The following is a 13,745-nucleotide window of genomic DNA, read 5'->3' as shown; positions in this document are numbered from 1 at the left end:
TTATCCTCAACGTCATCAAAGAATTATTTGTTATTCAATACTTACTTGCTGTACGACAGGGTCTAACCATGCTCCGGTTACTTTATAAGTATAACTGTTAATTTTCTGCATCCCCTGGTTGATTATCTTGCTAGCCACCCACGTCGCAATACCAGCAAGCGGGCCACCTGCAATGGTTGCTACCACCGGCAAACTGGCAGTGATGTGGGGGGAAACTTGTAAATCCAAATCATACAATTGCCTATCAAGATCCAAATCTCCTTTCATAGCAGCATACGCAACCGGACCATCAATGTAGCTGTCTGCCGTACGCATGACCCCATGCTTTAAGACAAAGCTGCCCTTGAATACGTCAAAACTATACCCCTCATGGGTCAAATCACTAAAATCAAGTTTTAGCCGGCGTGGAATGGTTTGCAAGCTTAATATACTCAATAATTTACCTAAGCCGAGCTTTTCCTCCGTTTCCGGTCCTAAATTGGTAATGCGGCCATTTTTTAAAATAATGTAGAGATCACCCGTTAACTTTGCCAGGGAAAAATCAAACAATGAGCCTTGCCATCCCCCGGTAAATTGTACATTGCCCGAGTGGGCTTCAACGACCGGAGGAATATTCCATTGACGCAAGCTTTTTGCTAAATTGCTAATCTGCAAGTTAGCCTGCATGGACGTGACATTTTGTGACTTGTCTTTTTTCCAGTTTCCTTTAAGGATTAATTTGTATGCAGGGGAATTGATTTTGCAGTCCTCAAGCTGCCAAACATTATTCTTTGTTGTGCTTTTGAACATAACCTGTCCTAAATTCCTGCCACCGACTCTCAAGTCATCAATTAATACATTTAAATTGGGAATATCTTTAGGGTTAATGGCTTTGCCCCATGAACTGCTTTTTTTACCAGCGAATAAAGATTTATCCAAATATAGATGCTGAAAATGGCCGGTTAGCAGATTTTCTTGCGGTTTGTAGTCCAGTGTGGCGATAAGATCTTGCTGATTAAGATGAATTGCCCATTCTTGCGGGGCAGTCTTTCGAGCATTAATGGCCAGATTGCGATATTCATGATCCAGCAATTTTAATGAGCCTATATTTAATTGCACGAGCCGTATCTTGCCGCGCATGGACAAAGAACCATCTTCTGCGGGCAATTTTCTTAATACGTCTTGCCAAGGCGCTAATTTAAATGATGGCAAGGCCCCGGTTACAGCAACCCCTTTTTCTTTAGCCTCGGCTGCTTTCCCACGACCGAGGTGGATAGCGCCTTTATCCAGAACAAAACTATTCTTAGCTTTGGAAAACCATAAGTCAGCGCTTAGACGATTATCGTAATTAACGCACACCCTCAACGCTTTGGCTGGATTAAAATCCACATCAATAAGCAGCGGAGCAACATCCGCTGAAGTTTTTCCGAGAGGTTCCGGCAAGTCAATCGCGACGCCCTGCAAAGGCGTTTTAATTTGAACATGATCCAAATCATTGGGATCATCCGTTATGGTCAAAGCACTTTCAATTTCAAGATTACCGTGCAGTAAGGAAAATATCGGTAGATTTAATTTATTTTTCAGCAAATCAATGGTGGTTTTTCCCGCCATCCGTACTTCCGTATATGGCTTAAGGCCGCGCACGGATTGAATGTGCATGGTGATGGGGTCGCCTAGCAAAACTGCCTGCAACGCACTGTTGCTGACCCCATGCTCGTCAAACATTAAATTGCCAGTGATGTTGTTAAATTCTATGTCGCGCAAAGCATGATGGAGGATGGCAGCATTATCCGCAAACGTAAGCATTCCTTTCGCCAATACTTCATCATTTTCCGGGTAAAGAGGTATCTCCAGGCGTAAATCCACCCCTAATATCCCGGTGATGCTGAGCATTTTTAACTTAGCCAATCGCTCCCGCAGCGGCGAAATCAATACGTAAGACATCACTTGCTCGCCTTCAGCCTTAGTATTGCCATGGATGAGCAACGTTTCGTGATCAGAACCTAATTCATCGATGCGCAGATTAACATTATCAACTGCTACACCATGCAAGTTCGCCTGCAATACATCGGCTGCCAACGTTCTTTTCTCGAAACGTAAATAAGCATCGACTTCGGTAGTTAATGGCCATTTGTCGGTAAATAATAGCTGCATTCCCGTCAAATGATTATTGATAAAAAACTCCCCGGGCTGTTTATCGTAAGGAAAATCCTTAACCCGCCCATCCAGCCTCAATCGACCGCTGGCTTTATCAATGTATTTTATATTTTCCTTAAGCCAGGCATGCAATTTCGGCTTTAAACCGCGTCGGGGGAGATAGAGCAGCCATTTTTGTGCCTGCTCAGCAGAATACTCTGCAGATAAGGCCAAATATCCATCTGGAGATAAGGGATTATCCCAAATGCCGCGGGCGCTTAAAATCAAATCAGGGCGTGTGATCACCAGGCGGTCCACACTAAGGCGTAAGCCATGGCTCAATTCTTTCCAATCGATGGCGCCATTTATTTCTTTGAAGGAAACAGGCGGGAGATTGTAGGGCTTAACGATGGTGTCTTCAGCATCCAACTCCAAGTGTCCTTCTTCAGGCTGCCATTGCATGACGCCAGATAAGCGGTTGACGGCTGGGATGTCTTCATTACCATGCCAACCTAAATTAAAAAATCGGGTAATAAGGTAATTGGGTTGCCCATCTTTCAAAAGCAACTGCGTGTTATACAATTCACCATAGGGATGCAGGGCTATGACAGGTGATAAAACTTCTGGCCAATCGAAGTCTGCAGCCAAAAGAGGTGCCAGCAATAAATTCTTTACATACAGCAAATGAGCATTCTGCGTTGCATCGTATTCTACTAAGATTTTGTTTTCCGGCCACCTGATTCCTGCCATTTTCAGTCTGATTTGATCGCCGCTTAGCTGCCACCCTGCTTTGGTAGGATTCCAAGCCAAATTTGCCTTAAGGTAAGGAATAAAATAGCTTTTTGCCCGGCCATATTGGCTCCAGGCGATATGATCGAGCTGGGTGAGGGCTTGTAAGTTACTGATGCGACTCTGCGCAATATCCAGCCACAATTCTATGTTACCCTGCCCGCTTTGCAAGACATAACTCGATGCTGGTAAAAACTCTTGCCACTGCGCAGGCAGAATATCCATTAAAGCAACGTAGGCTTCACCTCGTGTTTTCTCCAAATTAAATGGATCAATGTAAAGATCGGCTAAAAGAGCAAGACGGGTTGGTATGGCTTGCGCCAACTTAAGCGCGCCTTTAAAACGATAACGCCCTGAATGATTTGCAACCGTTAAGTTTAGAGAATCAAGAGGAATGGTCGTGCCATTAGCCAAATGCAAGGTAGCGGAAATATTTCTTAAAATAATTTTTTGCTGTGCCAATAGCCAATTCAGGATTGGCCTGTAGGTTGCGAGATCAAACGTCAATTCTTGATCATTACTTAATCCATCTATCTGCCAGCGCGTATCCACTTGGCGCAAGGATAAATGCACATCGTCAATATAAAGTATGCCGGGCTGAATTTGCCGATGCCACAAGGAACCAAAAAGATTAATCCCCACCAATAGCTTGTTTAATTTAAGCACGTGATCTTGTGCGTCTGAAACGCTGACTTCATTGAGTTTAAGTACAGGCTTAAACCAGTACCAACTGGTTTCCACGCTCTGTATTTTAACCGGTTGGCCAACCAGGGTGGAAAGATGGGTTTCAATTTCACTTTTATATTGAGTCGCCCAAGGGGTAAGCGCACGAAATACACTGAATAAAATAGCCAAGGCAATTACTAGGATAGCCAGTACTATCCAGCCTTTTTTTAAAAAATGGGTTAATTTCTTATTGAGCCTGCTCATCAAGTTTCCGTAAAAAATCCAGTTTTTCAGCAATCTTGCTCTCAAGCCCCCTATCCACCGGCTGGTACCAATCCGGTTTATCCATGCCCTCAGGGAAATAATTAACGCCGGCCGCATAACCATGCGGCTCATCATGAGCATAACGATAAGTTTTACCGTGCCCTAATTTTTTCATTAAATAAGTGGGAGCATTACGTAAATGAGCAGGAACTTCTCTTGATTTATCAGTTTTTACAAAAGCAGAAGCTTCCTGAAACGCCTTGTAGCCAGCGTTGCTTTTAGCTGCAACTGCTAGATAAATGACAGCTTGCGCCAGGGCAAGCTCCCCTTCCGGGGAGCCCAGACGCTCATAAGTAGCCGCTGCATCATTAGCCAATTGCATTGCCCTTGGGTCAGCAAGCCCAATATCTTCCCAAGCCATGCGAATGATCCGGCGCGCTAAATATCTGGCATCCACACCCCCATCCAACATCCTGCATAGCCAGTATAAGGCTGCATCCGGATCTGAGCCGCGCACGGATTTGTGCAACGCTGAGATTTGATCGTAAAAATTATCTCCGCCTTTATCGAAGCGCCGCCCACTTAGCATTAAAGAATTTTGTATAAATTCTTTATCAATGTCTGTGACAGCCAATGTAACTGCTGCCGTGTTGATTTGTTCCAACAAATTTAATAAGCGGCGTGCATCACCATCTGCATAGGCAATTAAAGTTTCTTGCGCTTGTTGGTCAAAATTCAGGTGAGAAAGCGCCTTTTGATGCGCTCGTACAAATAACTCGCCCAATTCTTCATCCGTCAATGATTTCAGCACGTAGACTTGGGCACGTGATAACAAAGCAGAATTTACTTCAAACGATGGATTTTCCGTTGTCGCCCCAATAAAAGTAAATAAACCTGCTTCCGTATAGGGTAGCAACGCATCTTGTTGGGCTTTATTGAACCGATGAATTTCATCAATAAACAAAATGGTGTGACGGTTTTTTGCCTGATAATTCTTGGCAGCCTCGACTGCAGCACGAATGTCCTTCACTCCCGAAAACACAGCCGATAAAGCAATCCATTCGCAGTCAAAATGCGTAGCCATTAAACGCGCCAAAGTGGTTTTTCCAACCCCGGGCGGCCCCCACAATATCATTGAGTGAAGTTTTCCTGACTCAAAAGCCAGGCGCAAAGGCTTCCCTGCCCCTAACAAATGAGTTTGCCCTACAACCTCATCAATGGCTGCAGGACGCAGCGTTTCGGCAAGCGGTGAAGTTTTGGAGTGGGTCATTGTTCTACCACATCCACACCTTTGGGTATTTTAAATTTAAACACGGTGCTTCCAAGTGAAGGGTTAATTTTAATATTACTTAACTGCACATGGGTATGTTGTCCCAATTGATCAAATAATTCCATGGCACTTAACGTAGCGCCTTCAAAAACTAATTTTACTCTTTGGAAATTTGCTTTACCGGATTTAGCCTGCAAATCAAAATATTCTTTTTTCCCTTTTGTGCTTTGCGTGACGGTAAAATCACGGCTCACGGTGTCATCATAGCCGCTTAAGAATAAAGCGGCTGTACCACCTAACCCCTTGTCCTGCTTTTTCACCGTGACTTGTTCCAAATCTTCATCATATATCCATAAACGCTTACCATCTGCAACCACCAATTGCGGCATGGGATCTTTGGTTTGCCAGCGAAAACGGCCTGGGCGGGCCAAAGCCATGGTACCTGAAGAATGGGAAAGCTGTCTTTTTTTTGCTTTAATGACTTGCTTGAAGGAAGCACTCATTGTACGAATGGCATTTAATTTGGTTTGTAAAATAGCGGCTGCATCTTCACAAAATCCCAGTTGCGACCAGAAAAATAATACCAACACTGTGATTTTTTTCATTTTTGTTCCTTCTGGAAAATTAGCTTAATCTTCACTGACTCCGGCTACCAATACATCACGAAAACCACCGTCCAATGGTCCCACGATTCCTGTGCGCTCCATTTCTTCAACTAAACGTGCCGCGCGGTTATATCCAATTTTAAAACGGCGCTGTACGGCCGAGATACTTGCCTTACGGGTTTGGATCACAAATTCAACTGCCTGATCATAAAGGGGATCGGCTTCCTCAGTCGCCTGCCCTTCTTCACCAAAGCCACCATCAAATCCATCGCCGGTGTTTTGCGTGATTTCTTCAATATAGCTTGGTGTACCTCGTGCCCGCCAATCGTCAGCCACGCGGTGCACCTCGGTATCATCCACAAAAGCACCATGCACTCGCAGCGGTGCACCGGTACCTGGAGCTAAGAATAGCATATCTCCATAGCCAAGGAGTTGTTCTGCGCCCTGTTGATCAAGAATGGTGCGCGAATCAATTTTTGAAGAAACCTGGAATGAAATCCGGGTAGGGATATTGGATTTTATCAAGCCAGTTAAGACGTCCACCGAGGGTCGTTGCGTTGCCAGAATTAAATGAATTCCGGCAGCACGCGCTTTCTGGGCAATGCGTGCAATCAATTGCTCTACCTTTTTGCCAACGACCATCATCATGTCGGCCAGCTCATCAATAATAACCACTACATAGGGTAGAGATTCCAGAGTGGGAGCTTGCTCATCCATGGAATCAACCGGTTTCCACAAGGGATCTGTCAAAGGTTCACCGCGTGCAGCCGCTTCTGCCAGTTTACTGTTAAAACCCGCGAGATTGCGCACTCCAAACGCAGCCATTAAACGGTAGCGCCTCTCCATTTCAGCCACACACCAACGCAAGGCACTGGCCGCTTCTTTCATGTCGGTGACCACAGGAGTCAACAAATGAGGAATGCCATCGTATACGGACAATTCCAGCATTTTGGGATCCACCATGATCAGGCGTACCTGCTCCGGAGTCGCTTTAAATAATAAACTTAGAATCATGGCGTTGATGCCTACAGATTTACCAGACCCTGTGGTTCCTGCAACTAATAGGTGCGGCATCTTAGCCAGATCGACCACCATGGGATGGCCTGCTATGTCCACCCCCAAAGCCAGGGTAAGTGGAGAATGTGCCTTCTGATAGACTTCAGCCGAAAGAACCTCTGACAGACCTACGGTCGCCCGGTTTAGATTTGGCAATTCAATACCGACAACGGTTTTACCCGGAATAATTTCAACCACGCGCACGCTGGTTACAGACAAAGAACGCGCCAAATCTTTAGACAAAGCCGTCAGTTTGCTGACTTTTACTCCTGCAGCCAATTGCAATTCAAAACGGGTAATGACGGGGCCTGGATGTACCGCCACCACATCCGCCTGGATGCCGAAATCCAGTAAATGCTGTTCCACATCCCGCGATAGGGTTTCAAGCTCTTGATGCGTGTAGCCTCGCATCGGCTCACCTACTTCTCCTTTATTCAACAATTCCAAGGAAGGTAAGCTGCCTGTGACTTCTATTTTGGTGAAAGCCGGTGTTTCCCTCATTGGTTTGGGTGGCTGAGGTTTTTCGGCAAACAAACTGATTTTTGGGGATGTTTTTTCTGCTTTTTCTTTTTCCTTTTCTTTTTTGACTTTAAGGGTGGTGGGTTGAGTCGCTTCTTTTGCTCGCAGCATTTCCTTAAACGCATGCGCCTTTAAGCGAGCCATCAGGATTTGCGCGAAACGGATACCATGCTTTAGTGCAAATTTTAGCCAATGCAAGGCAATTAGGGTATAATAACCGATAATTTCGGTTACATGCAGCCAGGAAAGTCCAGTAAGCCAGGTGACCCCTACCAATAACATGGCAAACAGCAGTAAGGTGGCACCTTGCACATTGAGGGTATGGCTTAAAGCAAACGCAATCACATGCCCTACAAAACCGCCAGGCCTGTGCAGCATTTGCTTTTCCGGCGACAATTCCAACGCCAGCAAACCGCACGCACTGCCAAGCAGGAAGAACAAACCCGCCAGACGCAGTACAAGGACTGGCTTGCTGATTGTTTGTAAAACCCGGTGATCTTTTAATATCATCCAAGCTATGTAAACAAAGCAACCAGGCAATAAATAAGCAACATAGCCTAAACTTGCATAAAGTGCGTCGGCAAAATATGCACCGACGGTTCCGCCCGCATTCGCTATATTGATTGAATCGGAAGCAGGATGAAACCAGCCGGGATCATAAGAACTGTAGGTGACTAAGGATAATAAAATAAATAAGGCGGCAGTAAGCATTAAGATAAAGCCGCCTTCACAAACGCGTTTTGTAAAAAATTGAGGCAAAGCTGTTTTAGGGCCGCTTACCAATTCGCCCTTGCGCTGTTTTGTCATAGGTATTTTAAAGCATCAGGTTTTATCATACTATCCACATCTTAACATTAAATTTATAAAAGGCAGAGAAGATGAGCGCAACAAATCACCATCGCCTAATCATCCTGGGCTCAGGCCCTGCAGGCTATACGGCTGCGGTATATGCTGCACGAGCTAATTTACAGCCGGTCTTACTTACAGGAATGCAACCCGGCGGACAATTGACCACCACAACTGATGTGGATAACTGGCCTGGCGATGTCGAAGGTTTACAAGGGCCTGCACTAATGGAACGGATGCAGCAGCATGCAGAACGTTTTCAAACCGAAATTATTTTTGACCACATCACCCGTGCTGATTTGCTTTCTCGTCCATTTACTCTGGAAGGAGATACGCAAACCTACACATGCGATGCCCTAATCATCGCAACCGGTGCATCAGCACGATATATTGGCCTTGAATCTGAAAAAGCTTATCAAGGCCGCGGCGTTTCTGCCTGTGCTACCTGCGATGGTTTTTTCTACCGCAACAAGCACGTATGTGTAGTAGGTGGAGGCAATACCGCCGTTGAAGAAGCGCTTTACCTGTCAAATCTGGCAGCTTCTGTGACTTTAATCCATCGTCGCGATAGCTTGCGTGCGGAAAAAATTTTACAGGATAAGCTTTTTGAAAAAGCACGCACCGGGAACATAAAATTATTGTGGAATCATACTTTACAGGAAGTATTGGGCGATGGCATGAAAGTAACCGGGGCGCGTGTTTGTAATGTGTTTACCGATGCCTGTACAGATTTACCCGTGGATGGCATTTTTATTGCCATTGGGCATACACCGAACACAAGTCTTTTTACGGACCAATTGGATATGAAAGACGGTTATCTCATCATTCGCTCGGGATTGGAAGGAATGGCAACTGCCACCAATATCCCCGGTGTATTTGCCTGTGGCGATGTGGCTGACCATGTTTATCGTCAAGCCATTACATCCGCTGGATTTGGATGCATGGCGGCTCTTGATGCGGAAAAATACCTAGACACAGTGAGATAAAGCGATAAAACCCACCATTTTAACCGCAGACGATTACAGTTTCCCAAATCCGGAAACCGCTGATGCCGAAGGATTAGTCGCCATCGGCGGTGATTTATCCCCCAAACGTATCCTTGAAGCTTATCGTCATGGAATATTTCCCTGGTTTAATCCGGGTGACCCGATTTTATGGTGGTCACCCGATCCGCGTTTAATCTTAAAACCGCACGCATTTAAATTAACACGCAGCCTAAAGAAAACCTTAAATAAACCTTTTCGTTTTACGATTGATACAGCATTTTCAGATGTTATTCGGGCCTGCGCCAGCACGGGTAAACGCTTAAATCGCAGCTGGATAACCGCAGAAATGATCGCGGCTTATACCAAGCTCTATGAAATGGGATTTGCCCATTCTTTTGAGGTATGGCTAGACGGGAAGCTGGTTGGAGGCTTATACGGGATTAGCCTTGGCCGGATTTTTTTCGGCGAATCCATGTTTCATGACGTTCGCGATGCCTCGAAGCTGGCTTTGTATTTTTTATGTCAAACTCTGCAAGAATTAAAGTTTGAAATCATCGACTGTCAATTACCCACCGCACATTTGCAAAGCCTTGGCGCTGAAACAATATGCCGCCATGAGTTTCTGCAATGGTTACAGAAAATTTTGTATTCTTAATATATTTTGTGTTGATAAAAAAACCAATAAGAGTTATTATAAAACATTATTTTCCCCTGATACTCCTAAATGCATTATTCAGATTGCTATAAGCTACTTAAAACTCTTCGTAATCGCGAACTGGCGGCTCAATTAAAAATTGCCTTGGAAAACCTGGAAAAAGAAGCCAACAGTCCAACCTTCGTGCAATTCCTGCAAGATAATACCCAGTCCATGCAATCAATTTTTGCACTACGGCAAGAATACGATGTATTGCAACTGAAAAAAGTCGAAAAAGGCATTATTAACCTCATCAATACATTAGAAGAGCAGCAACAAGACGATCCTACCCTGACGCAAATTTTAAATATATTGAAAGACATACAAACAACTGCCTACCGGCAGTCGCTTGCTTGTTCTTTCCAACATTCACACTTTAGTGCATCGGCAGAAAAATATGCCACTCACTTTATTCCATTCAGCCAAGGGAGCGATCCTTTTAAAGGTTCTGATTTTATGGGCTATTGTTGGGGACACTCCCACCGCTATGGAAAACTTGCTTCACAAGGATCATTAAATCAGCTATCTGTAGCTTCTGACGAAACACTTTACGATACATTTAAAACCAACTGGACTTTTGCCGATATTCTTTTCAGACGAGTAGGCTGGTATTTTTGGGTGGCAAAAGAAATGCAATTGCGTCAAGCAATCTGGAATGCATTAAAAGGGTTGGATGATAAGCATACGTTAAATTTTAATTTTCTAATCAATTCCGTTGGTTTCCATTCCACCGCGCTAAGAATGGTAGGTAATGGCATTGAATATTATGATAATAATTATGGTTTGGTCAAATTTATAAACCGCGAAAATGCAGTTAATTTTTTAGCCTCTCATTTACTCCAGGAAGCACGGAAAAATGCCGGGGAAATAAGTTTTATTACCGTTTATAGATTGCCATATACCAATCAGGCCGACCATGATATTTTTGCCGCAGTGCCACAAAGTGCCCTGACAGAAACAGCAAGTGCCCCGGCAGAAGCCGTATCTCAGCCTACAGCCTTGACCCAAGCAATCAACGCTTTGGAACGCTATGCCCCCCAACTTGAAAAAAGTAATGTAAAAGGGAAAATTAAGGCCAATGAGATCCAATACTTGGTGCAGGAATTAAAAGGTTTATCCGCGCAGGAAATTGCGCCGCGTATTCATGAGATCCTGGAAAATAAAGAACATAGCTTAATTATAAACCGGGGTACCGGGTTTTATTTTTTTCAAAGCGGTTTTAAAAGCCGCAGCACGACTGAAACCTTGCTGCAGGCAATTTATCAAGCCGCAAGCGGAAATATACCCGCTTTGCAAAATAAAATTATTTAATCGCACCTAAGCTCGTGAAACTTACTGGCTCTCATTGCCATTTTTATTATTTTAGGGCACTATTTGTACTTTCATTTTCCCCTGCTTGGGTTTTTAATTCCAGAGAGATTTATGGCAAAAGAAGATCATATAGAAATGCAAGGCACAGTAGTCGATACTTTGCCCAACACCATGTTTCGCGTTGAACTGGATAATGGCCACGTGATAACTGCTCATATCTCCGGTCGCATGCGCAAAAATTATATCCGCATCCTAACCGGCGATAAGGTAAAAGTTGAGTTAACACCCTACGACCTCACCAAAGGCCGTATCATTTTTCGCGATAAAAATTAATGTTAGCGGGGCTTTCGCCCCCTACCTAGTTACCGGCTACTGTCATTTGCTCAATCAAAACTGAACCGCAACGTGTCGCACTATTTGGGTTCAGATCATCGCCTACCGCCACCATGTTACGGAACATATTCTTTAAATTGCCTGCGATGGTAATTTCTTCCACCGGGTATTGAATCTCGCCATTTTCCACCCAAAAACCCGCAGCCCCGCGCGAATAATCTCCAGTCAAGATATTAATGCCGTGTCCCATCAACTCCGTCACCAAAAGCCCCGTGCCAAGCAATTGTAAAAGTTCCTGGAAGCCGCCATGGGTTGGATCAATCGTTAAATTAAATACCCCACCGCTATTGGCGGTTGTCTTTAATCCTAACTTACGCGCTGAATAACTTCCTAAAACATACTGGCAAAGCTTCCCGTCTTTTACAAAAACATTATTGCGAGTGGGCACGCCTTCTCCATCAAAGGGAGCACTCCCCAAAGCCCTTAACAGATGAGGTTGTTCATAAATTTGCACGTATTCCGGGAAAATTTGTTCTCCCAGGCTATCCAGCAAGAAAGAATTTTTTCGATAAAGATTGGAACCGCTTATCGCACTCACAAATGCGGAAAATAATCCTCCGGACAAACGGGAGGAAAACAAAACAGGAACTTTTTGTGTGTTGATTTTTCTTGCGTTTAAGCGGCTAATGGTACGCTCTGCCGCTCTTTCTGCAAGCAGATCCAAAGCTAATAAATCTTTAAAATGGCGTGCTGTGGTATAATCATAATCCCGTTGCATGGCATCGCCTTCTTGTGCAATCAGGGAACAACTCATGCTATGCCTGGTTCCGTAGAGCACCCCACCCGCATCATGCGTGTCTGCATAACCATGGGTAAAATTATAGCTGGAAAGGCTAACACCGTCGGTATTAACGATCCTTTTGTCTTGCGCCAGGGCGTGGCGTTCACATGCAAGCGCCATTTCAATGGCTTTAGGAGGAGTAATATCCCAAGGGTGACAAAGGTCAAGCTCGGGATAACAGTTGTTAATCAAATCGGCATCTGCCAAACCAAAACAAGGATCGGCCGCACTTACCCGTGCGATATCGCAAGCTGCAGCCACCATGGCTCTGATTGCTGCAGAAGATGTATCCGTACTGCTGGCATGTCCTTTGCGCTTATCAAAATACACCGTGACGCTCATCTCTTTATCTTCGCTAAACTCGACTGTTTCCACTTCTCCCATGCGAACATTGACTGAAAAACCTTGATCGCGATTCACGGTGACGGAAGCATCGCTAGCCCCTTGCTCATGGGCACATGCCAAAACTTCCTGCATGATTTTTCTTAATTCCTCGGTTGACTTAACCTGCTGAATGTTGATATTTTGCGGAGATGTTTGCATAGCAATTCCAATGAATTCAGATTAGACAAGGATACAAGATTAATATATCAACGCCTATAAACTTCGTGCAAATAAGCAAATTGCTTTTAGGCTTCACTTTATTATTGTTCGTGAGTGTTAACAGTTTAGCAAGCAATTGGGAGCCTGTTGCGCCAGGGATTGAATATCAGGATTTGGGCACGAATTTATTAAAAACCTGGTCGCATATCCATGTTTTTCGTATTGATCTCAAAAAAAACGAACTTGATTTAATTTTGGCAAAAAATTTGTCCCTTGCCCATGCTTCCATCAGCGAATTTGCTGAAAAGAGCCGTGCATTGATCGTATTGAATGGAGGATTTTTCGATCACAACTACCACCCGCTTGGTCTTCGCATCAGTAAAAAACAAGTGCTAAATCCCTTGAAGCGCATCAGTTGGTGGGGTGTGTTTTACATCAAAAATCAAAAAGCATATTTATCCGGCCAACAACAATATTTGCATAATCCGCGAACACAATTTGCCGTGCAAAGCGGGCCACGCTTGCTCATCAATGGGGTAATCCCTGCCCTGAAACCCGGTCTTGCCGAGCGCTCTGCTCTTGGCATTACCACCCAAGGGAAAATCATTATTTTAGTGACGGAAAACAGCCCCATGACCACAACCGCGCTAGCCAATCTAATGAAATCGGCTCCACTGCATTGTAAAGATGCACTTAATTTGGATGGTGGCAGTTCCAGCCAGTTAATCACCAACACCGATAACTTAAGGATTAACACCGGATTTGCGCACGTGAGTGATGCCATTGTAGTTAAACCGCGGCAGACAGCATGAATAAAAACCCCGGCAATCGGCCAACAAAACCAGGTGCCTTGATTATCCATTTATTTTCTCGCCTATCTACAACTTATCCTTTATTTATCCACAAC

10 protein-coding genes are annotated in these 13,745 nt (G+C 44.5%); 5 read left to right on the top strand and 5 right to left on the bottom strand.

Annotation, left to right across the window (positions count from 1 at the left end; genetic code table 11):
• Nucleotides 1-30: 30 nt before the first annotated feature.
• Genes ELY11_RS02415 through ELY11_RS02400 form a run of 4 tightly spaced genes read right to left on the bottom strand, consistent with a single transcriptional unit; the run spans nucleotide 31 to nucleotide 8,091 of the window.
• Nucleotides 31-3,834: a YhdP family protein gene (locus ELY11_RS02415; protein ID WP_127032453.1), complete on the bottom strand. Its 3,804-nt coding sequence runs from the start codon at nucleotides 3,832-3,834 to the stop codon at nucleotides 31-33.
• Nucleotides 3,818-5,104 (bottom strand): replication-associated recombination protein A, encoded by a 1,287-nt coding sequence (locus ELY11_RS02410; protein ID WP_127032452.1) that lies wholly within the window; start codon nucleotides 5,102-5,104, stop codon nucleotides 3,818-3,820. Before ELY11_RS02410 ends, ELY11_RS02415 begins: the two co-directional genes overlap by 17 nt.
• Nucleotides 5,101-5,709 (bottom strand): outer membrane lipoprotein chaperone LolA, encoded by a 609-nt coding sequence (lolA, locus tag ELY11_RS02405; RefSeq protein ID WP_126953034.1) that lies wholly within the window; start codon nucleotides 5,707-5,709, stop codon nucleotides 5,101-5,103. The genes ELY11_RS02410 and lolA overlap by 4 nt, the downstream gene beginning before the upstream one ends.
• A gap of 24 nt (nucleotides 5,710-5,733) precedes the next feature.
• The gene (locus tag ELY11_RS02400) at nucleotides 5,734-8,091 is read right to left on the bottom strand and encodes a DNA translocase FtsK (RefSeq protein ID WP_126953033.1); all 2,358 of its coding nucleotides are present in this window, start codon (nucleotides 8,089-8,091) and stop codon (nucleotides 5,734-5,736) included.
• Nucleotides 8,092-8,162: 71 nt separating this feature from the next.
• Between ELY11_RS02400 and trxB the strand changes: the two genes are divergently transcribed.
• The 4 genes from trxB to infA all read left to right on the top strand — a co-directional run bounded on the left by trxB (nucleotide 8,163) and on the right by infA (nucleotide 11,454).
• Nucleotides 8,163-9,116, top strand: a complete 954-nt coding sequence (trxB, locus tag ELY11_RS02395; RefSeq protein ID WP_127032451.1) for a thioredoxin-disulfide reductase — start codon at nucleotides 8,163-8,165, stop codon at nucleotides 9,114-9,116.
• Nucleotides 9,117-9,132: 16 nt separating this feature from the next.
• Nucleotides 9,133-9,771 (top strand): leucyl/phenylalanyl-tRNA--protein transferase, encoded by a 639-nt coding sequence (aat, locus tag ELY11_RS02390; RefSeq protein WP_126953031.1) that lies wholly within the window; start codon nucleotides 9,133-9,135, stop codon nucleotides 9,769-9,771.
• A 69-nt stretch (nucleotides 9,772-9,840) separates the two neighbouring features.
• On the top strand, nucleotides 9,841-11,121 hold the full coding sequence (locus ELY11_RS02385; RefSeq protein WP_127032450.1) for a hypothetical protein: 1,281 nt from the start codon (nucleotides 9,841-9,843) through the stop codon (nucleotides 11,119-11,121).
• A 111-nt stretch (nucleotides 11,122-11,232) separates the two neighbouring features.
• Nucleotides 11,233-11,454 carry a translation initiation factor IF-1 gene (gene infA / locus ELY11_RS02380; RefSeq protein WP_126953029.1) on the top strand — a complete coding sequence of 74 codons (222 nt, stop codon included), beginning with the start codon at nucleotides 11,233-11,235 and terminating at the stop codon, nucleotides 11,452-11,454.
• 25 nt (nucleotides 11,455-11,479) lie between these two features.
• Here the strand turns inward: infA and pmbA are convergent, their stop codons facing one another.
• Complete coding sequence (gene pmbA / locus ELY11_RS02375; RefSeq protein ID WP_126953028.1) at nucleotides 11,480-12,838, bottom strand: metalloprotease PmbA; 1,359 nt, start codon at nucleotides 12,836-12,838, stop codon at nucleotides 11,480-11,482.
• 104 nt (nucleotides 12,839-12,942) lie between these two features.
• Here pmbA and ELY11_RS02370 point away from each other — a divergent pair, with 104 nt between their 5' ends.
• Nucleotides 12,943-13,650 carry a phosphodiester glycosidase family protein gene (locus ELY11_RS02370; RefSeq protein ID WP_407656420.1) on the top strand — a complete coding sequence of 236 codons (708 nt, stop codon included), beginning with the start codon at nucleotides 12,943-12,945 and terminating at the stop codon, nucleotides 13,648-13,650.
• Nucleotides 13,651-13,745 lie beyond the last annotated feature (95 nt).

Origin of the sequence: Legionella septentrionalis, assembly GCF_003989745.1 — a bacterium.
Lineage (GTDB): Bacteria > Pseudomonadota > Gammaproteobacteria > Legionellales > Legionellaceae > Legionella_A > Legionella_A septentrionalis.
This window is presented reverse-complemented; position numbering and strand designations above follow the sequence as displayed.